General features: G+C 45.8%; 21 protein-coding genes and 1 tRNA gene. 15 read left to right on the top strand and 7 right to left on the bottom strand.

The genetic code is table 11. The annotated features are described in order from the left end of the window. Window positions 1–49: 49 nt before the first annotated feature. Complete coding sequence (locus tag SWH54_07320; GenBank protein ID MDY6791060.1) at window positions 50–259, top strand: hypothetical protein; 210 nt, start codon at window positions 50–52, stop codon at window positions 257–259. 168 nt (window positions 260–427) lie between these two features. Here the strand turns inward: SWH54_07320 and SWH54_07315 are convergent, their stop codons facing one another. Beyond that, entirely contained in the window at window positions 428–1,354 is a 927-nt protein-coding gene (locus SWH54_07315; protein MDY6791059.1) for a GGDEF domain-containing protein, read from the bottom strand. 369 nt (window positions 1,355–1,723) lie between these two features. Here SWH54_07315 and SWH54_07310 point away from each other — a divergent pair, with 369 nt between their 5' ends. From SWH54_07310 to SWH54_07300, 3 genes are all read left to right on the top strand, one after another. Beyond that, window positions 1,724–2,167, top strand: coding sequence for a transcriptional repressor (locus SWH54_07310; protein ID MDY6791058.1), 444 nt, complete (start codon window positions 1,724–1,726; stop codon window positions 2,165–2,167). 327 nt (window positions 2,168–2,494) lie between these two features. Next, complete coding sequence (gene katG / locus SWH54_07305; GenBank protein MDY6791057.1) at window positions 2,495–4,705, top strand: catalase/peroxidase HPI; 2,211 nt, start codon at window positions 2,495–2,497, stop codon at window positions 4,703–4,705. A gap of 646 nt (window positions 4,706–5,351) precedes the next feature. Then, window positions 5,352–5,624, top strand: a complete 273-nt coding sequence (locus SWH54_07300) for a PilZ domain-containing protein (protein MDY6791056.1) — start codon at window positions 5,352–5,354, stop codon at window positions 5,622–5,624. Between the two features lie 76 nt (window positions 5,625–5,700). Here SWH54_07300 and SWH54_07295 read toward each other — a convergent pair. Further along, window positions 5,701–5,776, bottom strand: a tRNA-Phe gene (locus tag SWH54_07295). 53 nt (window positions 5,777–5,829) lie between these two features. Further along, window positions 5,830–6,576: a 16S rRNA (uracil(1498)-N(3))-methyltransferase gene (locus SWH54_07290; GenBank protein MDY6791055.1), complete on the bottom strand. Its 747-nt coding sequence runs from the start codon at window positions 6,574–6,576 to the stop codon at window positions 5,830–5,832. 205 nt (window positions 6,577–6,781) lie between these two features. Here SWH54_07290 and SWH54_07285 point away from each other — a divergent pair, with 205 nt between their 5' ends. The 4 genes from SWH54_07285 to SWH54_07270 all read left to right on the top strand — a co-directional run bounded on the left by SWH54_07285 (window position 6,782) and on the right by SWH54_07270 (window position 13,554). Further along, window positions 6,782–8,803 carry a hypothetical protein gene (locus SWH54_07285; GenBank protein ID MDY6791054.1) on the top strand — a complete coding sequence of 674 codons (2,022 nt, stop codon included), beginning with the start codon at window positions 6,782–6,784 and terminating at the stop codon, window positions 8,801–8,803. Between the two features lie 210 nt (window positions 8,804–9,013). Then, window positions 9,014–11,680 carry a valine--tRNA ligase gene (locus SWH54_07280; GenBank protein ID MDY6791053.1) on the top strand — a complete coding sequence of 889 codons (2,667 nt, stop codon included), beginning with the start codon at window positions 9,014–9,016 and terminating at the stop codon, window positions 11,678–11,680. Window positions 11,681–11,723: 43 nt separating this feature from the next. After that, entirely contained in the window at window positions 11,724–12,569 is an 846-nt protein-coding gene (nadC, locus tag SWH54_07275; GenBank protein ID MDY6791052.1) for a carboxylating nicotinate-nucleotide diphosphorylase, read from the top strand. A gap of 13 nt (window positions 12,570–12,582) precedes the next feature. Then, on the top strand, window positions 12,583–13,554 hold the full coding sequence (locus tag SWH54_07270; GenBank protein MDY6791051.1) for a rhomboid family intramembrane serine protease: 972 nt from the start codon (window positions 12,583–12,585) through the stop codon (window positions 13,552–13,554). Here SWH54_07270 and SWH54_07265 read toward each other — a convergent pair. Continuing rightward, entirely contained in the window at window positions 13,549–14,463 is a 915-nt protein-coding gene (locus SWH54_07265; protein ID MDY6791050.1) for a diguanylate cyclase, read from the bottom strand. The genes SWH54_07270 and SWH54_07265 overlap by 6 nt on opposite strands. A gap of 273 nt (window positions 14,464–14,736) precedes the next feature. Here SWH54_07265 and lepA point away from each other — a divergent pair, with 273 nt between their 5' ends. The 3 genes from lepA to SWH54_07250 all read left to right on the top strand — a co-directional run bounded on the left by lepA (window position 14,737) and on the right by SWH54_07250 (window position 18,597). After that, window positions 14,737–16,533: a translation elongation factor 4 gene (lepA, locus tag SWH54_07260; protein ID MDY6791049.1), complete on the top strand. Its 1,797-nt coding sequence runs from the start codon at window positions 14,737–14,739 to the stop codon at window positions 16,531–16,533. Between the two features lie 248 nt (window positions 16,534–16,781). After that, the gene (locus tag SWH54_07255; GenBank protein ID MDY6791048.1) at window positions 16,782–18,068 is read left to right on the top strand and encodes a 3-isopropylmalate dehydratase large subunit; all 1,287 of its coding nucleotides are present in this window, start codon (window positions 16,782–16,784) and stop codon (window positions 18,066–18,068) included. Window positions 18,069–18,072: 4 nt separating this feature from the next. Next, entirely contained in the window at window positions 18,073–18,597 is a 525-nt protein-coding gene (locus SWH54_07250; protein MDY6791047.1) for a 3-isopropylmalate dehydratase small subunit, read from the top strand. A gap of 178 nt (window positions 18,598–18,775) precedes the next feature. Here SWH54_07250 and SWH54_07245 read toward each other — a convergent pair whose 3' ends face one another. Continuing rightward, window positions 18,776–19,156 (bottom strand): response regulator, encoded by a 381-nt coding sequence (locus SWH54_07245; GenBank protein ID MDY6791046.1) that lies wholly within the window; start codon window positions 19,154–19,156, stop codon window positions 18,776–18,778. Window positions 19,157–19,467: 311 nt separating this feature from the next. On the opposite strand from SWH54_07245, the gene arfB reads away from it, so the two are divergent. From arfB to SWH54_07225, 4 genes are all read left to right on the top strand, one after another. After that, window positions 19,468–19,893, top strand: coding sequence for an alternative ribosome rescue aminoacyl-tRNA hydrolase ArfB (arfB, locus tag SWH54_07240; GenBank protein ID MDY6791045.1), 426 nt, complete (start codon window positions 19,468–19,470; stop codon window positions 19,891–19,893). A 223-nt stretch (window positions 19,894–20,116) separates the two neighbouring features. After that, window positions 20,117–21,421: an MFS transporter gene (locus tag SWH54_07235; protein ID MDY6791044.1), complete on the top strand. Its 1,305-nt coding sequence runs from the start codon at window positions 20,117–20,119 to the stop codon at window positions 21,419–21,421. 52 nt (window positions 21,422–21,473) lie between these two features. Continuing rightward, entirely contained in the window at window positions 21,474–21,896 is a 423-nt protein-coding gene (locus tag SWH54_07230; protein MDY6791043.1) for an HIT family protein, read from the top strand. Between the two features lie 245 nt (window positions 21,897–22,141). After that, complete coding sequence (locus SWH54_07225; protein MDY6791042.1) at window positions 22,142–22,972, top strand: CoA pyrophosphatase; 831 nt, start codon at window positions 22,142–22,144, stop codon at window positions 22,970–22,972. 43 nt (window positions 22,973–23,015) lie between these two features. Here SWH54_07225 and SWH54_07220 read toward each other — a convergent pair whose 3' ends face one another. Together SWH54_07220 and SWH54_07215 are read right to left on the bottom strand one after the other, a co-directional pair. Next, entirely contained in the window at window positions 23,016–23,432 is a 417-nt protein-coding gene (locus SWH54_07220) for a LysR family transcriptional regulator (GenBank protein ID MDY6791041.1), read from the bottom strand. A gap of 83 nt (window positions 23,433–23,515) precedes the next feature. After that, window positions 23,516–24,700, bottom strand: coding sequence for an NTP transferase domain-containing protein (locus tag SWH54_07215; protein ID MDY6791040.1), 1,185 nt, complete (start codon window positions 24,698–24,700; stop codon window positions 23,516–23,518). Window positions 24,701–24,861: the final 161 nt, after the last annotated feature.

Below are 24,861 nucleotides of genomic sequence, written 5' to 3'. Positions count from 1 at the left end.
TGAAGATACAGAATAGCCGGCAATCAACCACCCAAAAAAGGAGGGAATCATGAAAAAGGGTTTATATATATTTTTTGTTCTGGGAATTATTTTTGGCTCGGTTTTTTACATGGGTTTTTCACCCAAAAGAGCTGCCTGCAAACTTGCCTGTGAAACGGCTTTAAAAGAGTGTAAGGAAAAAGCCGAAAAGAATGAGCTTAAAGAGGCTGCCTGTGAAGCTGCATATGAGGAATGCCTGGAAGGGTGTAAAAAGAAATAATGCGGCATAAGGTCTCGCGGCCTTAGGCCAATCCCGCGTATTTATAAGGCAGACGCGGTAATAAATATTATTTCCCCGGTGGTGGGTTATCTCAACATTATACCCCGAACTACCAATGGATAAATAGAATCTTATAACTCAAGTTTCGCACCCCAACCCCCACCCCGGTTAAATGACAACACAGTTCCCGCCGGACTGTTTTGCCTTATAGAGATTGGCGTCAGCAAGTTCTATCATATCTTCAGGCGTTGCGATGTTTTTGTTACCTATTGTTGCCGTGCCTATGCTGACCGATATATTGAACTCGTGATTTTTAATGTTTATCAATCTTCCATCAAAAAAAAGCCGGATTCTTTCTGCAGTGGCTTTAACAAAGCCGGATTTAAAATTCCTAAAAATAACGGCAAATTCATCTCCGCCATATCTGCAGAGAATGTCTTCATTTCTCAAATTGTTTTTGATTTTTTTAACAACCTCTATCAGAACAATATCGCCAGCAAGATGGCCATACGTATCGTTGATCTCTTTAAAAAAATCTATATCCAGCATTAGCAGGCCAAGGCTGCTGTGGTGTCTTAAAGAGTAACCGAACTCTTTATTCAATGTATCGATGAAGTATTTTTTGTTGAATGCGCCTGTCAGATGATCATTTACAGAAGATTCATACAGTTTCTTCTGGAATTTGGCTTCAAGAGAATCCTGTATCGCAAACTTGAATACTGAGGAAACACCAAACATAATCTTATCCCCATCTTCAAGATTTATTTTCGTGATTTGCGATCCGTTCACAAATGTCCCGTTGGTGCTGTTCAAGTCTTTTAAGACAGGCTTATTGCTATTATTAAACTGAATGATTGAATGCTCCCTTGAACAACTGGAATCTGAAATCTGAATATCAAACTCATCACTCCTGCCGATTGTAATGACCTTTTTATCTAAAGGATATATTTTGCCGGCATCATCGCCATAAACAATAATTAAATAGCATTCCTGTTGATCCTTTTGTTTTTGGGAGGGCCCGCCGAAAATCTCCTCTAACTCAAGATCCTCTGTATCTTCATCATCAGGTCTGCATGTTTCATCTGCCTTGTTCATAGTTTTGATATTCAAGCACTGTTTAAAAAAAGGATATTGGTTTAAAAGGTAAGTTTTGTATATGCTTCACGAAAATTTAATACGCATAAAAACAAAAGAATTAAATCGCTCAAATGTATGATACCGTATTTACAATGAAAAAGCCAGCATATTTTTTAGATCATCCTATCGCTGATAACCGGAGGTTGACGGGTTGCGCAACCCGGTTAAAAATTTTGCCACCTAAAAATCATTCCATTATTTAACTAATTGAAATTAATACAAATTAACAATTGATTTATCATATGTAAACAACTAAAAAAAAGGTTGACATAAAAGAAAATTAATGTTAGCTGAAAATAATTATTATTTAACTTAAAGAGGCTTTAGTTGGCAGACCCTAAAAAAAGATTTGAAATCATCATTCAGAAATTAAGGGATAATGGACACAAGATAACACCCCAGCGGCTGGCTATCGCCAAAGTTCTGGCGAAAAGTGAAGGCCATCCCAGTGTGGAAAATATTCATGACCAGATAAAAAATGAATTTCCCACCATGAGCCTTGCCACTGTATATAAAAATATTATATTAATTAAATCATTAGGTGAAGTTCTTGAATTAGGGTTTCCCGATGGGAGTAACCGATATGATGGAAACAAGCCCAACCCTCATCCACACGTCATCTGTATCAAGTGTAAAAAAATTATCGACCCACACCTGCATAGTCTGCCTGAAATGGAAAAAGAGGTTGCGCTAGAGACCGATTTTAAAATTCTCAATCATCGCTTGGACTTTTTCGGTATATGCAGCAATTGTAGGTCAGAGAAAGTCTAATATATTTTTTTAACACTAAATGATAATTGTTATTGTATAATACTTTTTATTTAATAATCAAATGAATGAGGAGGTCCACACGTCAGAAATGAAAAGGCTGACCAAGAATGCAGCTGCTCTGTCGCTCATAATTGAAAAATAATCACAGCCGGCTCAAAATTTTTCGCTCAAAAAATTCGCGCCGTTCTTCTTACGGTTCTTCAAATCTCCCATTCTTATCAGAATCAATTAATAAGTCCGCTTAAGTTAACCAGGTAAATAAGCACCGAAGCACGATATCCGTAGCATTACGGTGCATACGTTTACACAACGAAAGGAGGTAATCTTATGAATGAAGACAGCAAATGCCCGGTAACGGGCAGGACAGGCAAACCCATTGCCGGCGGTGGCACGTCGAATCTGGACTGGTGGCCAAACCAGTTGAACCTCAGGATTTTGCATCAGCACTCGCACAAGAGCAATCCAATGGATGAGGCGTTCAACTACACTGAAGAATTCAAAAAACTCGACCTGGCGGCGGTGAAAAAGGACCTCTACGCCCTGATGACCGACTCGCAGGACTGGTGGCCGGCCGATTACGGTCACTACGGGGGACTTTTCATCCGGATGGCGTGGCACAGCGCAGGCACCTATCGCATGGGCGACGGCCGCGGTGGAGGGGGTTCTGGAAACCAGCGATTTGCACCGCTTAACAGCTGGCCGGACAACGTGAACCTCGACAAGGCGCGCCGCCTGCTCTGGCCCATCAAGCAGAAATACGGCCGAAAAATATCCTGGGCCGACCTGATGATCCTTGCCGGCAATTGCGCCATCGAATCAATGGGCTTGCCGACCTTCGGTTTTGCCGGAGGGCGCGAGGACATCTGGGAGCCGGAAGAGGATGTCTACTGGGGTGCCGAAGAGGAATGGCTGGCTACCAGCGACAAGCCCAAAAGCCGCTACAGCGGCGACCGGGATCTGGAAAATCCCCTCGCCGCTGTGCAGATGGGCCTGATCTACGTAAACCCGGAAGGCCCGGACGGCAACCCGGATCCGGTCGCCTCCGGACATGACGTCCGCGAGACATTCGCACGCATGGCCATGAACGACGAAGAGACCGTTGCGCTCGTTGCCGGCGGGCATACCTTCGGCAAGTGTCATGGCGCCGGGGATGCGGAACATGTTGGGCCCGAGCCTGAAGCCGCCGGCATCGAAGAGCAGGGTCTCGGCTGGAAGAGCGGTTTCGGCAGCGGCAAAGGCGGCGACACGATCAGCAGCGGCATCGAGGGCGCATGGAAACCGAACCCGACCAAATGGGACATGGGCTATCTGAAAGTGCTGTTCAAATACGAGTGGGAGCTGGTCAAGAGCCCGGCCGGGGCGAATCAGTGGCTGGCCAAGGACGTGGACGATGAGGACATGGTGGTTGACGCGCACGACCCGTCGAAGAAGCACCGGCCGATGATGACCACGGCAGACCTCTCCCTGCGCTTCGACCCGATTTACGAGCCGATTGCACGGGGTTACCTGAAGAACCCCGAGGAATTCGCGGATGCCTTCGCCCGAGCATGGTTCAAGCTGACCCACCGGGACATGGGTCCCCGCTCGCGTTACCTCGGTGCCGAGGTTCCGCAAGAAGAACTGATCTGGCAGGACCCGGTGCCCGCTGTCGACCATGAGCTCATCGACGCGCAGGACATCGCAGACCTCAAAGGCACGATCCTAAACTCGGGCATCTCTGTTTCCCAGCTGGTCTCGACCGCTTGGGCATCGGCTTCCACGTTCCGCGGTTCCGACAAGCGTGGCGGGGCAAACGGGGCCCGCATTCGTCTTGCGCCGCAAAAGGATTGGGAAGTCAACCAGCCTGGGCAACTTGCAACTGTTCTTCAGGCCCTTGAGGAAATCCAAAAGGCATTCGACAGCGGGCAGTCAGGCGCGAAGAAGGTTTCGCTGGCCGATCTGATTGTCCTGGGTGGATGCGCAGGCGTGGAGCAGGCTGCCAAGAATGCCGGTCACGATGTGACCGTTCCTTTCACTCCGGGACGCACCGATGCGTCGCAAGAGCAAACCGACGTGACCTCATTCCATGTACTTGAACCGACTGCAGATGGGTTCCGCAACTACCAAAAGAAAAAATACGCCGTTTCTGCAGAGGAAATGCTGGTCGATCGTGCGCAACTGTTGACACTGACCGCTCCCGAGATGACGGTTCTCATTGGCGGCATGCGTGTTCTGAACACCAACTTCGGGCAGTCCCGGCACGGCGTCTTCACCAAGCAGCCGGAGACGCTAACCAATGACTTCTTCGTGAACCTGCTCGACATGAGCACGGAGTGGAAGGCAACCTCGAAAGACGAAGACGTGTTCGAGGGGCATGATCGCAACAGCGGCGAACTCAAGTGGACCGGCACCCGTGTCGACCTCATCTTCGGTTCGAACTCCCAGCTCCGGGCCTTGGCGGAAGTCTATGGCTGTGAGGACTCCCAGGATAAATTTTTAAATGATTTTATAGCGGCGTGGAACAAGGTCATGAACCTTGACCGCTTCGACCTTGCCTGATCGCAGCATAAACGTCTTCGAGAGCTGGTGAAGTGTAGATGATCAGGAAACGATAATCACCACACCAATGGAAGGATGTTTTGAACGCTCACGAAGGCTATTGGCAATATATGAGGGCGGCGTTTCAATACAATCTGAAACGCCGCCTTTTTTTTAGCCCCTTTCAGTCTGCTGGTCACAAAATCGGGGCCAAAAAGGTTGGGGTTGACAGGGTTGCTGGATGGTACCGCTTTATTTGATGCATGCACTGCAAACTGCCTGGCTGAACTGTTGCATATTAGGAGAACATTTCCCAATTTGCCCTAATATCAGCCATTATCTCAAAAACATCAGACGACACAACCTGTGATATACTGAGATATTCATCTTATATAGTACAATGGATTTTTATCAGATACGCTTTGCCTGTCTAAAGCTTACATCGGGAACGCTCGGTTTGTTAAATAATTGTAAACTGTGATTTAAATCGAATATCATCGGAATTTTTGCAACTGATATCTACTGTTTGGAGATATCGCAAGTTTTGTTGTCCTGGATGAACTACAACATATAGTGGTTTATTACTTGACTTTAGCTGCATATTGTGATATGGTCATACTGAATAGATTGGCAATATCTGTTTAAAACAAAAATAAAGGAGAAAGTTGTGAAGATAAAAAAAGAATTGAGAAAAGAGCAAAGAATACCTTTTGAGGGCTCTATTTTTTTTTCTAATGAGAAGCAGCTTTACGAGGGGGAAGTAAAAAATTACAGTACATCCGGTCTTTTTGTAAAAACCAAGGATAAATATTCTGTTGGAGAAACGCTTAAGTTGGCACTTCCATATTCAAAAGCAAAAGATTCAAAACGCTTAGGGGCGGTTATCTGGCAAAACACAGAGGGCATTGGAGTAGAATTAAATGTAGTAGATGAATTTTAAAATTTGAAATAGCCATTCTTTAGCCAAAAATGAAAAAAGCCACTCCGCTTTTTAGCGTAAGTGGCTGTTTTCTTTCTGGTGCCGAGGGACAGAATCGAACTGCCGACACGGGGATTTTCAGTCCCCTGCTCTACCGACTGAGCTACCTCGGCACAACCAACGATAGCTTGCTTTCCCTATAGAAGTCCTGAAATTTTGTCAAGATTTATTTGCCCATATCACCAAAAAGATATTGCAGCATAGTGCATGCGGCTAGGGTGGCTGTTTCGGCACGCAAAATGCGCGGACCGAGGGCTGCGGTAATAAAACCGCTGGCTTTGGCGCTTTCCACCTCCTTTGATGTAAAACCACCTTCGGGCCCCAGCAGGATAAATATTTGTTCAAGAGGATTTGGATTAGACACCAGAAGATCTTTATCCACCGGCTTTGATTCTTCTTCCCAGAAGACGATTTTGAGGTCACTTTCTTTCCCAACACTCAGCACCTCTTCAAAGGAGACGGTTGCACCGATTTCCGGCGAACGGCATCTTTTACACTGTTTTACCGCTTCTGTTGCAATTTTTCCCCACCTTTGGTTTCGTGCAGCAAGGCGTTTTTGATCCGGTCGGGGAATGGATCTCGTGGCGATAAAAGGTATCCATTGGGTGATTCCAAGCTCCGTAAGCTGCCTGACCAGCAAGTCCATTTTTCTGTCTTTTAACAGGGCCTGGGCAACCGTGATGTTTACGTTGGATTCGGTGTTGGAGGAAAAACTGCGAATGATCGAGACTTCTATACTCTTGGGTAATACACTGAGAATCCTGGTCTCATGGTTGAGGCCCGTACCGTCAAAAAGGCCGATCTTATCGCCCGGCTTGAGGCGCAGTACGTTTTTAATGTGGTGGGCATCAGAACCTTTGACCACCGCTTTTGAGCCTGCAAGATCCGATTGCTTGATAAAGAAGTATCTCATATTGTTTCCGCCTCTTCTGCAGAGGGTTACTCGAGCCCCTGCCCCCTTGAACCCTGAAATCCTCAAAATCCGATCAAAGCCAATTATGTTGACACATATCATACCCTGTGATAAAATTACATAATAATCAAGAATTTCCATTATACGGATCTGGAACTTAATTTTTGGCAAACCCAATACTTATTTCTACCAAATGAGGGTTAACATGGAAGAAAAAGAAAATATCATTCAACTGGATGATCCGTTGGATGAAGAAATTATTGAACTTAAGAATGAAGTGCCGGATAAACCTGATGAGAAAGAAGCAGAAAAGCAATCGGAGCCTACCGATACTTCTCCAACGGAAAACGAAGACATTCTGGATTTGACCGAAATGGCCGATACCCCTTCAGATGATGATATTATAGATGTGACTGACACGGTCGACACGCCTCCATCTGAAGATGATGATATTATTGATATCACTGACACAGTAGAAGACAATGCCCCGCAGGATGAAAACGGTTTAGAATTTAACAATGCGGACGAGGAACTCTTTATAGACGAAGATGAAATTATGGAGCTTGACAGTATGCCGGACCCATCTTCTGCGGAAGTTGAAGAAATCTCAGGGACGGGGCATGTTACTGAAGCGCCGGCTGAGGAAGCTGAAAAAAAGCCTGAGCTTTCTGACACTGTTGAAGAAACCGTTGAGCTTGAAGAAACGGCTTTTGAACCGGAAACCCCTGCGGTTGAGACTTCTTTCGAGGAAGAAGATGAACCTGTGGCCGATGAGACCCCCGTGGAAGACGAAGATATTTTCAAATCTACCGAGCTCGGAAGCGAAACGGACCGTTTAGAACTTTCCGCTTCAACAGAAAATGATCAAAGCACAGACCTCGATTCGGACGCTGATGAAGAGACCATTGTACTGGACGAATTGGACAGTGATGATCTGGATGGAGAAATCAATATTGAATTTGATGACGAACCATTGGCAGAGACTGTTGAGTTTTCACCACCAGAAGTATCGTCTATGGATGACGAGCCAACCGAGTTATTGGATGAAGAACCGGCTAAAGACGAAAAACCCGTTGAGCTTGAAGAAACGGCTTTTGAACCACAAGACCTTACGGTTGAGAATTCTTTTGAGGAAGAAGTTGAAGATATGACCGATGATACTCCCGTGGAAGATGAAGATGTTTTTAAATCTACCGAGCTCGGAAGTGAAACGGGAAGTCCTGAACTTGCCGATTCAGTAGAAGATGATCCAGGCGCAAATCTCGATTCGAGCTTTGATGAAGAAATGATTGAATTGGAGGAATTAGACGGCGAAGATTTGGATGAAGGGCCTGTTAGCGAAGAAGAAATACTAGAGTTTGAAGACATTTCTGAGGACATGAAAACCGACTTTGACTTAGACCAGGAAGTTGATTCTGCGGATGCACTTCAAGCCAAACAAGAAGAATCCATGGAGTTTGAAGACGTTTCTGCGGACATGGAAACCGACTTTGGCTTAGACCAGCAAGTTGATTCTGAGGATGCATCTCAAGCCAAACAAGAAGAATCCATGGAGCTTGAAGACATTTCTGAGGACATGGAAACCGGCTCTGACTTAGACCAGGAAGTTGATTCTGAGGATGCACTTCAAGCCAAACAAGAAGAATCCATGGAGTTTGAAGACATTTCTGAGGACATGGAAACTGACTCTGACTTAGACCAGGAAGTTGATTCTGAGGATGCACTTCAAGCCAAACAAGAAGAATCCATGGAGTTTGAAGACGTTTCTGCGGACATGGAAACCGACTTTGGCTTAGACCAGCAAGTTGATTCTGAGGATGCATCTCAAGCCAAACAAGAAGAATCCATGGAGTTTGAAGATGTTTCTGAGGACATGGAAACCGGCTTTGACTTAGACCAGGAAGTTGATTCTGCGGATTCAACACCAGTTAAAGAAGAACCCGTAGAAGCTGAAGACATTTCTTCGGGCATAAAAACCGGTTTTGGCTTGGTCCAGGAAGACGATTTTGCCGATTTGCCACCAGAAGATTTAAAGACAAAGGATGCTGTGGTTGACCCTGAATCAATATCCGCTGAGATGATTGAAGGGGCGGTTGAAAAAGTGGTCCATAAGATATATGCTGAAAAGATTGAGCGCGTACTTGCTGATGTGATTGAAAAAAAAGTGTCCATAGAAATCCAAAGGCTTAAAACCCTTCTGCTTGAAGATACAACCGATGATGAGTAATTTTGCAGTCATTTTTACCCGTGTGATTTCCCATCGGAATATTTCGCTAATTTAAAATCAGGATACAGAGCGGGGATTATTTGATAATCCCCGCTTTCAATTTATTGACGCATTGGGTTGATTGCAATTTCCCTAAAAATCAGCCTGCCCGGTGGAAGCCCGACGGCTTTTTCTTCCGGGGAAGTGAAAAGTAAAAAGGAGTTTTTATTCATGAGTTCCAATCTGCTTGACAAGGGTTATGAACCCCATGACGTGGAAAAACGCTGGTATGCATTCTGGGAAGAGCAGGGATTGTTTGCCGCCAGTGAAGATCGCCATGAAAACTGCTATTCTATCGTGATCCCTCCGCCCAACGTTACCGGAGTACTTCACATGGGCCATGCACTTAATAATACCATGCAGGATATTCTCTGCCGCTATCAGAGGCTGCGGGGAAATAATGTCCTGTGGATGCCGGGAACCGACCATGCCGGCATTGCCACCCAGAATGTGGTGGAAAAACATCTTTCCCAGCAGGGAACGGATCGACATCAGCTGGGACGGGAAAAGTTTATTGAGGCCGTATGGGAGTGGCGCAAGGAATACGGCAGTGCCATTATTAACCAGCTCAAACATCTCGGCGCTTCATGTGACTGGGCCCGTGAACGCTTTACCATGGATGAAGGGCTGTCCAAGGCCGTGCGCAAGGTTTTTGTACAGCTGTACGAAGAAGGCCTTATCTATCGCGGTCACTATATTATTAACTGGTGCCATCGCTGTCACACCGCTCTGGCAGATCTTGAGGTTGAGCATGAAGAAATTGATGGAAATCTTTATTATATACGATATCCATATGCTGACGTAAAAGGCGGCATTGTGGTGGCAACCACCCGGCCTGAAACAATGCTCGGAGATACAGCAGTTGCCATACACCCGGATGATGAGCGATATCCGCAAACCGCCGACGAAGGTGTAATTCTTCCTTTGATGAACCGGCGGATCCCCCTGATTAAAGATAAATATGTGGACATGTCCTTTGGAACCGGAGCACTGAAAATTACACCGGCACACGACCCCAACGACTTTGAAATAGGCACCCGCCATGATCTGCCCAGCATCAAGGTGATTGGAGACGACGGCATGATGACTGCTGAAGCCGGAAAGTTCGAAGGCCTTGATCGTTTTGCATGCAGAGAAAAGGTGATTGAAGAGCTTCAAAAAGAGAGTCTTCTTGAGAAGATAGAGCCGTATAAACACAGCGTCGGGCACTGCTACCGGTGCAGGACCGTGGTTGAACCGAATCTGTCCAAACAGTGGTTTGTGAAAGCAGCGCCCCTTGCGGAAAAGGCAATCGCCGCGGTAAAGGAAGGAAAAACAAAAATTATTCCCTCAATCTGGGAAAACACCTATTTTGACTGGATGAATAATATCAGGGACTGGTGTATTTCCCGGCAGATTTGGTGGGGGCATCAGATACCGGCCTGGACCTGCCAGGAGTGCGGAGAAATGGTGGTTGCGCTGGATACACCAAAAAAATGCGCTGCATGTGGAGGCAAAAACCTGTTGCAGGAAACAGATGTGCTCGACACATGGTTCAGCTCCGCCCTTTGGCCCTTCTCTACCATGGGCTGGCCTGAAAAAACACCGCTGCTAAAAATTTTTTATCCCACATCCGTACTCGTTACCGGCTTTGATATCCTTTTCTTCTGGGTGGCCCGCATGATGATGATGGGAATCCATTTCATGGGGGATGTCCCTTTTAAGGATGTTTATGTGCACGCTCTGGTTCGTGATGAGCATGGCAAAAAGATGAGCAAGTCAAAGGGAAACGTCATCGACCCGTTAACCATCATTGAAAAGTACGGTACGGATGCCTTCCGGTTCACCCTGGCCGCTTTTGCCGCCCAGGGCAGGGATATCAAGATGTCCGAAAAGCGGGTGGAAGGATACCGCCATTTTGTCAATAAACTGTGGAATGCGGCGCGTTTTGCCCTGATGCATATTGATCACAGTCACCACTCCATCGAATACAATGGGTTATCTCTTCCGGACCAATGGATTTTGTCCAGACTCAACCATGTGGCGACCAAGACTTCCCAAGCCATAGAAAGTTACCGATTTAATGAGGCAGCCGGAGCGCTGTACAAGTTTGTCTGGCATGAGTTTTGTGACTGGTATCTTGAAGCGATTAAGCCTGTACTTTACGGCAATGAAGGTGAGCATAACAGAAAGAAAACCTTGAGTGTACTTTGGCGGGTGTTGCACGATACACTTGTTTTGCTGCATCCGTTTATTCCTTTTGTCACCGAGGAAATATTTAATAAACTGCCGGGTACCGACGGCTCCATTATGCGGGCAATTTTTCCTCCGGACCATTCCGATGCTGCAAACATTAATCGAAATTCAGCCGCCGAAGCAAAAATGGGAACGGTTATGCAGGTAATCACCGGAATAAGGAATATCAGGGGCGAAATGAACATCTCCCCCTCCATGTCCCTGGATGTTTCCATACAGTCAGACGACGAAAAAATCAGAGAAACGATCCATCAACATCAAGATATCATTATCAACCTTGCCGGGCTGACGACTCTTCGGGTTGAGCCTTCCGGGGAAAAGCCGGAACGGGTAGCCACCTCGGTGATAGAGGGCGCCACCCTGTTTGTCTCCCTGGAAGGAATTATAGATTTTGCCAAAGAAACCCACCGTCTAGAAAAAGCAATTACCAAGCTGACCAATGAACTGGTCCCTGTTTTAAACAAACTGAAAAACGAGAAATTCCTGGGAAAAGCACCGGAAGAGGTGGTACAAAAGGTGCAAGATAAAAAAATGCATCTGCTGGAAAAGCAGCAGAAGTTGCAGTCGAACCTGGATAGGATAAAAGCGCTTAACCCTGGTTAGAGGCCAACTTAGAGAGGGGCTCTTTTTGCCCGTAGTATTAGACATGCATTCTATAGATGATTTAATCGAAATCGCACTTAAAGAGGATATCGGTCCGGCCGATATTACCACCGACAATCTGGTTGGCCCTGAGCTTGAGGGTGTCGGTGTGACCATTGCAAAAGAAAGCCTGGTGATTGCCGGACTTGAGGTGGCCAAAAGCGTTTTTCAGCGCCTTGATCCCCAAATCGTTTATAATTCCGAGTTCAAGGATGGCGATACGGTGAAAAAGGGCGACACCATCTTTCAGGTCAGCGGCACGCTTGGTGCCCTGCTCAAAGGTGAGCGGACCGCTTTGAATTTCCTGCAAAGACTTTCCGGTATTGCCACCAATGTACGTTTTTATGTAGACAAGCTGAAAAAGAATACCGTTCGTCTGGTGGATACACGCAAGACCACCCCGGGTCTACGCTGTTTAGAAAAATATGCCGTCCGCGTTGGGGGGGCTTTTAATCATCGCATGGGGCTTTACGACGGGGTTCTTATCAAGGACAATCATATCGCTGCCGGCGGCGGAATAACCGCTTCGGTGGAACGTATCCGCAGCAAAATATCACATCTGGTGAAGATAGAAGTAGAAGTATCCAACCTGGATGAAGTAAAGAAAGCCATCGATGCCGGTGCGGATGTGATCATGCTGGACAATATGAGCGTTAAACAAATCAAAGAATCGATCGTATTGATCGGCAGTCGCGCCATCGTTGAAGTTTCGGGGGGGGTTACCAAAGACAATTTTCTCCGCCTGGCAGATACCGGTGTGGATCTTATCTCAGTGGGGGCCTTCACCCATTCTGCCAGAAGCATGGATATAAGCATGCGGATCAAACCAACCAAATCAACCGACAAATAACCGGTAAGCCCAGATGATTCCTATCCGCGATACCATTTCTACCAGAAACCACCCGGTTATCAATAATACAATCATCGGCATCAATGTGGTCGTATTTTTGTTACAACTGATGCAGGGGCCGGGGCTGGACCGCTTTATCTATATCTACGGCCTGGTTCCCGCCCGATATTCCGTCTATCAAATCGCCGCTTATTTTTCAACGGGTCAGCAGCTTTTTTCCATCGTTTCCTTTATGTTTTTGCACGGAGGATTCCTGCATCTCCTGGGGAACATGTGGTTTCTATATATATTCGGTGATAATGTAGAGGATCGCCTGGGTCCTTTGCGATACCTCGGGTTTTACCTCCTTTGTGGTACGGCCTCCGGCCTCTCCCATCTGTTACTAAATTTACATTCCAATATTCCCACTATCGGAGCAAGTGGCGCGATTGCAGGTATCATGGGGGCATATTTTATCCTCCACCCCAAATCGAAAATCTTAACTTTAATCCCCATTATATTTATCCCCTGGTTTATTGAGATACCTGCTTATTTTTTTCTCGGGTTCTGGTTTATCCTTCAGTTCTTGAATGCTGCGGGGAGCCACGGAGATGTGAGCGGTATTGCATGGTGGGCCCATATCGGCGGATTTGTTTTTGGAATAATTTTTCTGAAACTTTTTCTCTTGATACCGTCCGCAGGGGTGACGAAAAAAATGCGCCCGGTAACCGCAAAGAGAAAGACACACCGCCTGCAGGTGATCCGTCCTGTCGCACCGGGTAACGACTCTCATCTTTACGGCACGATTGCAATTACACCTTTTGAGGCCCTGGCAGGTACCCATAAGATGGTGAACATCCCATGGGGATTCCACAAAAGACTTGTCAGGGTTTCTATTCCGCCCGGTATAAAAGAAAATACCAAGCTTCGCTTAAAAGGGCTTGGCAGGATGACCACGGATGGCCTGAAAGGGGATTTGTTTTTAAAGGTGATGATTAAATCATAAAAGTTCTTCTGCGGTCAGTGTGGTGACTTTATTCCGTCCTTTTTCTTTTGACTTATACATGGCCTTGTCCGCCCGCTGTATAAACTCCGACAGTTGTTCACCCGGGTAATATTCCGTCACCCCAATACTGATGGTTATGTTTCCTTCTTTTGCCTCTTGAGGCGTAAAATTTTCAGCATTTAAAGCCGATTTAATCCTCTGCGCAACCGTATGCGCTTCTTCACAGCTTGTTTCAGGCAGAATCACAGTAAATTCTTCACCGCCGTACCTATAGGCACTATCCAGCTTTCTCAGACACGATTTGATTGTCTGAGCAATTTTAACCAGCGCCTTATCTCCTTCAAGGTGGCCATAAGTGTCATTGTACTTCTTGAAATGATCGATATCCATAAGCATTAATGCAAGTGAGCGTTTGTAACGGTTGTTCCTGTCCACTTCCACTTCGAGCTGACTGTAAAAAGATCTTGAATTGTGGAGTTTGGTAAGCCCATCGGTGATGGCAAGCTTCTGCAATTTTTCCATCATCCGGACACGATCTTTTGCCAGTTCTCTTTCTGATAAAACTTTTTGCAACCTAAGCAACAGTTCTTCGAAGCGAACCGGTTTAATGATAAAATCACTTGCTCCCGCTTTGATTGCTTCTTCGTAAGAATAAATGTCACTATAGCCGGTGATAATGATCACATCACTGTCATATTCTTTTATGATAAGCTCGGTTAGCTCAAACCCGCTCATTTCAGGTAGCATGATGTCGGTGATGACCACCTGTATGGTGTTTGTCTTTAAAATATCAATGGCTTCTTCTGCACTTGACGCCTCGAAGGAATTGTACCCGGATAGCCTGACAAATTCGCTCATGGGATTTCTGACACTGGAGTCGTCATCCACAATTAAAATATCTACATTCATGGTTGATTATTTCTCAGCTATTTTTCGATTTATTACAAGCTTGACATCAGGCAAAACAATTTGATAAAAATGATTTTATTACTAAGTTATTAATATAGCTGAAAACATGGATTGTGTCAACCGACTTTTGTTTGCGTCTATAATTCCTGGAGAAAATGATCGGCTGTTAATTTCCCACAACCACAAAATCCTTTTTGGCTTACCAGCTATGAGTTTTTCCTCCTTGTCCTGAACAGGTTTTACCTTTCATTTTTTAGTGAGAATAAAAATTAAATGAAAAATATAAGAAATTTCAGTATTATTGCACACATCGATCATGGCAAATCCACCCTGTCTGATCGACTTATTCAAGCCACCCATATTGTGTCTGACCGTGATTTTCAGAATCAAATCCTTGACACCATGGATATTGAACGTGAAAGGGGCATCACCATAAAGAGCCAGACCGTTTGTCTGCCTTATACTGCAACAGATGGCCATCCGTACTCTCTAAACCTGATTGACACCCCTGGCCACGTTGACTTTACTTACGAAGTTTCACGGGCACTGGCTTCCTGTGAAGGAGCACTGCTTCTAATAGATGCCAGCCAGGGTGTGGAAGCCCAAACCCTGGCAAATCTTTATCTTGCCTTGGAACACGACCTTGAAATTGTTCCGGTGATAAACAAAATCGACCTCCCGTCGGCGGATATTGAAAGGATCAAAAAGCAGATCGAAGAAGACCTGGGGCTTGATTCCGCCACGGCTATCCTGGTATCAGCTAAAGAAGGAACCGGTATCGAGGATGTGCTGGAAGCGATAGTCACCAAGCTGCCGGCCCCTGAAATAAACACAGAAGACTCACTTCGAGCGCTGATTTTTGATTCCCACTATGACCCTTACCGGGGAACGGTTGTTCATTTTAGAATATTTCAGGGGAAAATAAAAGCCGGCGATACAATTATATTTATGTCCAACCAGGCGGCTTACAAAGTGGAGGAGGTGGGGATATTTCAGATTGACCGCATGCCTCAACAGGAGCTTTCTGCCGGCCAGGTGGGCTATTTAATCGCAGGCATAAAAACGGTCAGCGATACCCGGTGCGGAGATACCATCACCCTAAAAAACCGACCCTGTGAAACGCCGATGCCTGGATTTAAGGAAGCCAAACCCGTTGTTTTTTCATCGATTTATCCTGTTGCCTCTGATGGATATGAGGAACTTGTCATCGGCCTGGAAAAGCTTAAATTAAACGATGCATCGCTGATTTATGAAAAAGATACATCCGTTGCCCTTGGTTTTGGGTTCCGCTGCGGTTTCCTGGGTCTTTTACATCTTGAGGTGGTTCAGGAACGGCTTGAACGTGAATATGGTCTTTCCCTGATCCTCACCGCGCCGTCGGTACGCTATAAAATCCTTATGGATGACGGATCGGAGTTGACCATAGACAACCCTGCTTTATACCCGGATCCCAGTGGGATTGAAAGTACCCAGGAGCCGTTTATCCGTGCCTCAATCATTGTCCCGGACCGCTATATGGGTGCGGTAATGAAACTTTGTCTGGATCGCCGCGGAATCAATAAAAATTACCAGTATCTCACCAACAGCCGCCTGGAAATGATATTTGAGCTTCCTCTGGCTGAAGTTATTTATGATTTCTACGATAAACTCAAATCCGTTACCCAAGGATACGGATCCTTTGACTATGATTTAAAAGATTACCGAGAAACAGATCTGGTAAAGCTTGATATTTTGATAAACGGAGACCGTGTAGATGCCCTGTCCCAACTGGTTCACCGAGAAAGGGCTGTTGAGCGGGCGAGATTGGCCTGTCAAAAACTGAGAGATGAAATTCCCAAGCAGATGTTTAAAATAGCCATACAGGGAGCCATCGGCGGCACCATTATCGCCAGAAAAACGGTGTCGCCATTTAGAAAGGATGTGACGGCAAAGTGCTACGGCGGTGATATAACAAGAAAACGCAAGCTCTTGGAAAAACAGAAAAAAGGGAAAAAACGGATGAAGATGGTGGGGCAGGTGATGATCCCCCAGTCGGCTTTTTTATCCGTACTGAAAACCGATACGGATTAACCTTACAACAACATTTATCGCTACCCATAAAACGGTTTTTTAAACTTGTTCTTTTTGTGATCACGCAAGTGTTTCGGGTTACGAGTTGCGCGTTGTTAATCGTAAATACTCCTTTTTTATACCCCGTAACCCGAAACGCGCAACCCGTAACGATTACGCGTTACACAAAATAAAGCTGCTGCTAAACAGGGCTTGAAAGTTACGTTGTCGGGTTAATAACATAGTTTACCATCTAATCTGGAGCTTTTATGGGACAAACAATTGCTGAAAAAATTTTCCAGTCACACCGGGTGGACCGTCCGGCGGAAAATATCCATGTGTTAAAGTTGGATGCCGTGTTTTGCCACGAGATAACCACACCGATTGCGATTAACAGCCTGTTGGACAAAGGCAAGGACAGGGTATTTGATCCTTCTAAAATAAAGGCGGTCATAGACCATGTGAGCCCGGCAAAAGATTCAAATACGGCCATGCAGGGAAAAATTCTCAGGGAATGGGCCCACCGCCATGATATAAAAGATTTTTTTGACATTGGAAGAAACGGCGTGTGTCATGCTATTTTCCCTGAAAAAGGCTTTGTCAGACCGGGATTTACCATCATCATGGGGGATTCGCACACATGCACCCACGGGGCATTCGGCGCTTTTGCCGCCGGTGTGGGAACAACGGATCTTGAAGTGGGGATTCTTAAAGGTGTATGTGCATTTCACACACCGGTAACCGTTAAAATCAACATTACCGGCAGACTGCCTGAGGGCGTATATGCAAAAGATGTGATTCTTTCAATTATCGGACGTATCGGTGTAAACGGTGCAACCAATAAGATTATCGAATTTTCAGGGCCGGTGGTGGATCACATGAACATGGAAGGCAGAATGACCCTTTGCAATATGGCCGTTGAAGCAGGGGCCACCAGTGGTATATGCAGCCCAGATATGCGCACCGTCGATTATCTCTGGAAATTCATACAACAAGAATACACCACCAAAGAAGCCGCTCTGGAAACGTATCAAATGTTTGCTCCGGATTCTGATGCGGTGTATGATGATATCATCGAGCACGATATAAATAACCTTAAGCCCCAAGTCACTTTCGGCTACAAGCCGGATCTGGTAAAGCCGGTAGACGAGATGAAAGGGACCGCCATAGACCAGGTTTACATCGGTTCCTGCACCAACGGCAGGTTGGAGGACCTTCGGGTTGCCGCAAAGATTCTTAAAGGTAACAAAATAAGTAATCTGGTTCGTGGGATTGTATCCCCGGCCACACCCGACATTTACAGTCAGGCTCTTGAACAAGGAATCATCAAGATTTTCATGGATGCAGGATTTTGTGTGACCAACCCGACTTGCGGGGCCTGTCTTGGAATGAGCAACGGTGTGCTTGCAGACGGCGAAGTCTGCGCGTCAACCACCAACCGAAACTTCAACGGACGAATGGGTAAAGGCGGTATGGTACATTTGATGAGCCCTGCCACCGCAGCCGCTTCGGCCATTGCCGGACAAATAACAAATTCCAAGATTTACCAGGGATAACACAGTGAAAAATTTTGCAGGACCGGTACTCTTTCTCGACCGATCGGATATCAATACGGACGAAATCATTCCGGCAAAATATCTGACGGAAATTTCAAAACAGGCCTTAAAGCCACATCTGCTGGAGGATCTTAACCTGGAAGAATTCATTCCCGGGCGGGACATAACAGGCAAAACCGTCATTATTACCCGTGCGAATTTTGGCTGCGGGTCCTCCAGAGAACATGCCCCCTGGGCCCTTGAAGCAAATGGCATCCATTTGGTCATCGGAATCAGCTTTGCCAGAATTTTTCGACAAAACATGTTTAACTGTGGAATGATGGCTGTTGAATTGCCTGCCGAATCCATTGATCATATATTTACCGTTTTTGGCGGAAGAGAAACTGTGGTGGAAACAGACTTTGAAGAAAGTAAAATCACCATTTCGACGGAGGGAAAAGAAGAAACGATATTTTATTCGCTTTCTGATTTCGACCGTGCGCTTGTTAAAGCCGGGGGATGGATGGAATATGCGGACTCAAAATACTGATGGCGTTGTAGAAAGGCGCACCTACTGCGTTGTAGCTTTTTTTCAGAAACTCGACATACTATGTGTATAGTCTCGTCCCTGAAAAAATGCTACGCCTTTTTATCCCGCTGATTTTTAGCGGGGGTATATGAGCCTTTCTACAACGCCATCCGGTACTTACCCTGGTTCCTGTGAACCCTTATTGGTTTTCTTCAATTTTGTCAAAGGCACCTTCTATCGCCTGTTGAAGCACTTCAATTTTAGCCGGCTTGGAAAGGTAGCCATCAAACCCGGACTTTTCAAGATTCTCCGCATCATATTCTACAATGTATCCGGATAAAGCGTAAACGATGGACTTAGGGTCAATTTTTTTTATTTGCTTGCACAACTCAACCCCATCGAGACCTGGCATATCTAAATCTGTGATGATAAGGGGAAAATGCTCTTTGGTTAAAATTTCCAGCGCCTCTTTAGAACTGCCGGTAAATTCAGCCGTATAATCCATCTTAGAAAATATCTTTTCCAGAACATTCAGGTAAGCCGTATCATCATCCACTACCAGTAATTTCTTTTCGTTCATAGGGGATACCTTTTGCTATTGATCATCTCCCGGGGAGTGGGTCGATTGATCAGGGTTCAAGGAGTCAGGGAGTCAAGGGTTCGAGTGAACATGACCGAGAAACAAAGTGCACGTGTATAAATAAAGAAATAAAATAATACAACTCTTTTTTTAACTCAATCTTTTTTCTTTCAATAAAAGTTGACCGTCTCAAAAAAAACGAATTTTCCAAAAAGCACGCCGAATTCACCAACATAACTCATTCAGGGATCGGGAAAGTTTTTCAAACCGCTGTTGTTGAAGAAAAAATGGATATGATGTAAGCTGCGGTCATGATTGACATCACACCCTCAATTAAACTAGATAAAAATGAGATAAAGTTTCAGTTTATAAAAGCATCCGGCCCCGGAGGTCAGAATGTGAATAAGGTGGCCACGGCTGTTCAACTTCGATGGGATGTAAAGAACTCCCCTTCTCTTTCTGATGGGGTTCGTACCCGCCTGGTTGGTCTTGCAGGAAAAAAAATGACGGAAAACGGAGTGCTTGTTATTGAAGCCAAACGGTTTCGGAAACAGGAACGTAATCGTCAGGATGCCATGGATCGTCTGGTTAAATTGATCCGCAAAGCATCGGAAAAACCAAAATCACGTATTAAGACCAGACAAACCAGAGCCTCAAAAGAACGTTTGCTGGCGGCAAAACGGCATCGAAGCAAGCTAAAACGGATGAGGCGCCGGGTTTCAATTTCTGATGATTAAGGGGGGTTAGGAGCACCCTTGCAGTCCAAGTATGGCTGTGATAAGTGTAAAATATAACCCAAATCAATGGTACTCCGGGAAAACCGAAGCTGACTTCAACCGTTGTCTTTACAAGGCAGGTCAGGAGAAAGCTTCAAATCCATCTTCTACAAAAAAGCGTTAAACGCTGTTTTATGTTACGCAAGGAGACTAAACAATGAACCTGTACCGGATAGTTTAGAAAATGAATAGAGACAAAACCAAATCCGTCTTACGATTCCGCTGGTTGATTTTTTTTATTTTATCGCTGGCCTATTTTTTTGTCTACTTTCACCGCTTGTCTCTATCTGTGGTGGCGAATGATCTGGTAAAAGATTTTCAAACCACCGCGAGTGCAATCGGTGTGCTCGGTTCTATCTACTTCTACTGTTATGCGGTGATGCAATTACCTGCCGGACTTCTCTCTGACTCCATCGGGCCCAGAAAAACTGTGACATTTTTTCTGCTCATCGCTTCTGCAGGGAGCATTTTATTTGGTTTTGCTCCAAACATTGAAACTGCATATGCCGGAAGGGTGATGGTGGGTTTGGGAGTATCCATGGTTTTCATTCCGGCCATGAAAATACTTTCTCAGTGGTTCAGGGCTCATGAATTTGCCCTCATGGCCGGCATTCTCAATGCGGTGGGGGGAGCGGGGGTTCTTGCCGCCACCTGGCTCCTGGCCCTGATGGTTGCCTGGTTTGGATGGCGGGTATCTTTTGAGCTGATCGGTGTATGCACAATTGCGGCTGTGGTCCTGGGCTGGTTAATTATTCGGGATCGTCCTGAAGACAAGGGATTGCCTTCACTGGCTCAAATTGATGGTAAAGGAAGCGAGGTGATGGCTCCGGTCAATCAGATCGGGTTATGGGAGGGCGCACGACAAGTTGTCGCTGAAAAATATTTCTGGCCGGTCGCCGTATGGTACTTTTTTGACTGCGGTATCTTTTTCGGTTTCGGAGCTCTCTGGAGCGGGCCTTATCTCATGCATGTATATGGCATGACCCGGGCCGAGGCAGGGACTGTTCTCAGCATGATTGCCTGGGGAATGATTGTGGGGAGCCCTATTTTGGGATTTTTATCGGACAGGGTTTTGAAAAGCCGAAAGAAAGTCTTTGTATTTTGCACTTCAGGTCTTGTGTTGATACTATTATTTTTCAATATATTTCCCTCAGACTTGCCCCATGCCGTCCTGTACGTTCTGTTTTTTATGTTTTCGATCTGCGCCTCATGCATTGTGGCCATTGGATTTACCATGACCAAAGAGCTCTTCCCGGTTGCGATTGCAGGCACCTCTGTCGGAACGGTAAACCTGTTTCCATTTTTAGGCGGGGCCGTGTTCATGCCCGCGCTTGGCAAAGTTCTGGATGCCTATCCAAAATCAGCAACAGGATATTCACTCGATGCATATGCTACACTTTTGCTTATTTTGCTGGGGACTTCACTGGCAGCACTGATTTGCACATTCATGATGAAGGAGACTTTTCCTAGTGAAGCATCAAATGAATGAATTTAGAAGGCGTTTTTAATACAACCTCTAACACTTAAAAAGGAGGTATGAAATGGGAGACTGTATTTTTTGCAAAATTGTTAAAGGTGATATTCCCTGTTTCAAAGTCTATGAAGATGATCGCGTGCTGGCATTTGAAGATGTAAACCCTATTTCAGATGGTCACACCCTGATTATACCAAAGGCGCACGCAGAGAACATATGGGAAATTTCAGCTAAAGACCTTACCGCCATTCACATGGCTTCCAAAAAAGTGGCCGATGCCATAAATGAGGTATTCAACCCGGCGGGGGTTGCCGTGCTCCAACTCAACGGAAAGGGTGTGAACCAGGTGGTAATGCACTATCATCTTCACCTGATTCCCCGAGTCAGCGGAAGCCCGAAACTTAAAATGACCGAATGGGAACTTATACCGGGAGATATGGATGCCATCAAACAGACCGGTGATCGGATAGCCGCAGCCATGACGTCATAAAAAACCCATCAACTGCGTTTCAGCGGTTTTTCATAACTCGGCGTACTGCAGGTCGGTGTATGGAAAACCGCTGCACCTTGGTCATGAAACTTTTCACAACGCTCTCGGGATGGAATCCTGAAGAGTTATTCCTCTGATATTCAATAGGTTGGAGTGACTATAACAACTGCTAAAAATTATCTCCGGGGTTAAGTAGGTCCTAAAGTCAGCGATAAGCGAGGTGGATTATTTATAATTTAGATGAAATGTTGAACGATTCTGGAGATCCCTTTGTATTTATTAACAAAGTGATAGATGCACTCCATGGAAACAACCCTGATAAGCGTATTTATTCAGGTGATATTAACCACTCATCGAGTGCATCGGCGGTATTGTTTCTGCTCGGTCTTATGAGTGATAAAAAGCGTTTTCCCCCTGAACCATGTCTGATTTTAAACAAGAGATCTCTGAAGGTCAAACAGCCCGGAGACCTTTGCTGCCCTGGCGGCAGCATATCTTCTTATCTGGATTCTTTTCTGGCAAAACTGTTATATCTGCCCGGATCTTCTCTGTCAAACTGGCCCTCGTGGCATAATTGGCGTAAAGAAAAACAACGACAGGCCCGAAAACTGGCACTTCTTTTTGCCACCAGCCTGCGTGAAGGATTTGAAGAAATGCGGTTGAACCCTTTTGGCGTAAAATTTTTAGGACCCCTGCCGCCGCAACAGCTGGTCATGTTTCAAAGGGTCATTTATCCCATGGTTGGCTGGGTTTCCGGACAAAAACGTTTTTCACCGAACTGGGAAGTTGAAGAAGTCGTTTATATACCGCTTAAAAATTTACTGATGCATTCTAATTATGCCTGTTATCGGTTGAATATTAATACCCACCCAGAAAACGAAAAAAAATCTATCGTAAAAGACTTTCCCTGTTTTCTGCATAAAGATAACGATCGTGTGGAAAAGCTATGGGGCGCAACCTTTCGCATCACCATGGTTTTTCTTGAAATTGTCTTTGGATTCAAACCACCGGATATGGAATCACTTCCCGTGGTCCACGGGACTTTGGATGAAAATTATCTGACCGGAAACGGGTGATCGTTATCTCATCCCTTGATGATCCGGTAAATGAAGCAAAGGTTCACCCATCCAGGTAAGCTGCCATTAAATCTTTAAAAACTTCATCCGCTTCGGCCTCCACGATCGTTCGCATCCTGCGAAATTGCTTCAGCAAGGATTCGGCCAGTGGGGTAAGGCTTGAGCCTCTGCTGCCTCGAACCAGCAGTGGTTTTCCAATCCTGTCCTCGGTTGCGGTGATTCGCCCCCAGATGGCCCGGTAACTCATTTTCAATTCCTGGGCGGCGGCATTCAGCGATCCAAGACGCTGGATTGAATCCAGAATGCGATACCGCCCGAGACCGAAAACAACTTTTCCCTGTTCATTTTCAATCCACATCTTTGAACGCATGTGAAATGCAGTGCTGTCAACCGGCATATGTAATATATATTCCCTGCTATTGAAAATATCTTCTGTTATAAACGCAGCCTGCTTAATCATTATCAGATTTTGCTTTAATTTCAAGGAAAAAGCGTAAAAACGATTTACACCTTTTTTAGCTGAAATGAGTATGTTTCTGAAAGTCAGGACAGTGTAAGGGGCGCTTCGGCCCTGTCATGATTAAGGCGCAGGATGTTCGTGGGTTTTTTCGAGCATACAGGCCACAGTTCGACAATTTGTTTGCCCAGGAAGGCTTCAACGCGATTTTTAACCTTAAAAGCATTTTTCTTTCTTGATAGGATCCGATCGCGTATCACAGGATCGCCGCCATATTTTGTCAGCTTCGATTGAAAGCGTTCCGACAGATCCACACGATGATGCCCCTGGATCAGTTTGTCGGCCAGAAAGACTACTTCGGCTTCGGTTATCGGGACCCAATTAGTTATGGATAAGTCCATGTGCACTTCAACTATGTCTGCAAGGAGAGGAAATTCCATTTCCCTGAGTACACGCGATCCTTCTGCGGTATGGTTCGGCTTCCCCCTGGCCAGGTCATGAACCAGGGCCGCCGAGACGATTAAACCGAGATCCAGCCTGCAGCCTGCAGCCTTCAGAGCCTTGCCTATGCACAATGCCACACCGGCTACGGCCCGGCAATGGTCAAACACCCTTTCCGGGACGATGAGGCGTTTGGTCATCAAAGCCCGGCATTCTGCGGCTGTAGGAATAGCATATCGTTTGATACGTTTTACCATCCACTGGTAATCAACAGGGGTATCCAGGTCTTTCAGAATATATTGATCGGCAACTGGCACTTCTGCCGCATCATTTTCATGAAGAGCCAGAAACCCTCTGAGACCGTTATGCCCGCTCCAGCATTTGATTTTTTGGGCAAATGCCATGGAGAGCAGAGGCGGGTGCCCTCGTTCTCCCAGAAATGTCGGATAACAAATTTTCCCGTTCCTTTGGAAAAATGCGTTTAAAAGATCGAGCAGCGTTTGTCGCCGGACAAGGGGAACGTCTACCGGTAGGATAAAAAAACCGGACGTTGATAGTGTTAAACTCTGAATCCCGGTCAATACCGAGGAGAACATACCATCGTGATAGCTGCGGTTCACGATGCTTTGCACGCCAAGCATTTCAATTAGCGGCGTTACCTCATCCGCCCGGTGACCGACTACCACACGGATGTCGTTGATGCCAGCTGATCGAAAAAGCTGTATCAACCGCTCGATTAGCGACGTTTCTATCAGAGGCAGTAGAGGCTTGAAGCTTCCCATGCGGGATGACAATCCTGCCGCAAGGATGATGGCTGTGATTTTATTCAATTTTTAAAGCTACGCCCTTTGGGCGTGGGCAGAGATAATTGGTTTTGCCTGAATAAATAAGAGTGACTAAAGTGAACGAGAGTGCCTAAAGTTGTGGTGTCGCTTCGCTTCATCTTTTTAATAAAAATAAAATAGACAGAATTCCTTAACTTTAGTCACTT

The organism is Thermodesulfobacteriota bacterium, from assembly GCA_034189135.1.
Classification (GTDB): domain Bacteria; phylum Desulfobacterota; class Desulfobacteria; order Desulfobacterales; family JAUWMJ01; genus JAUWMJ01.
The sequence above is the reverse complement of the archived record's forward strand: the minus strand, read 5'-3'. Positions and strand labels throughout refer to the sequence as shown.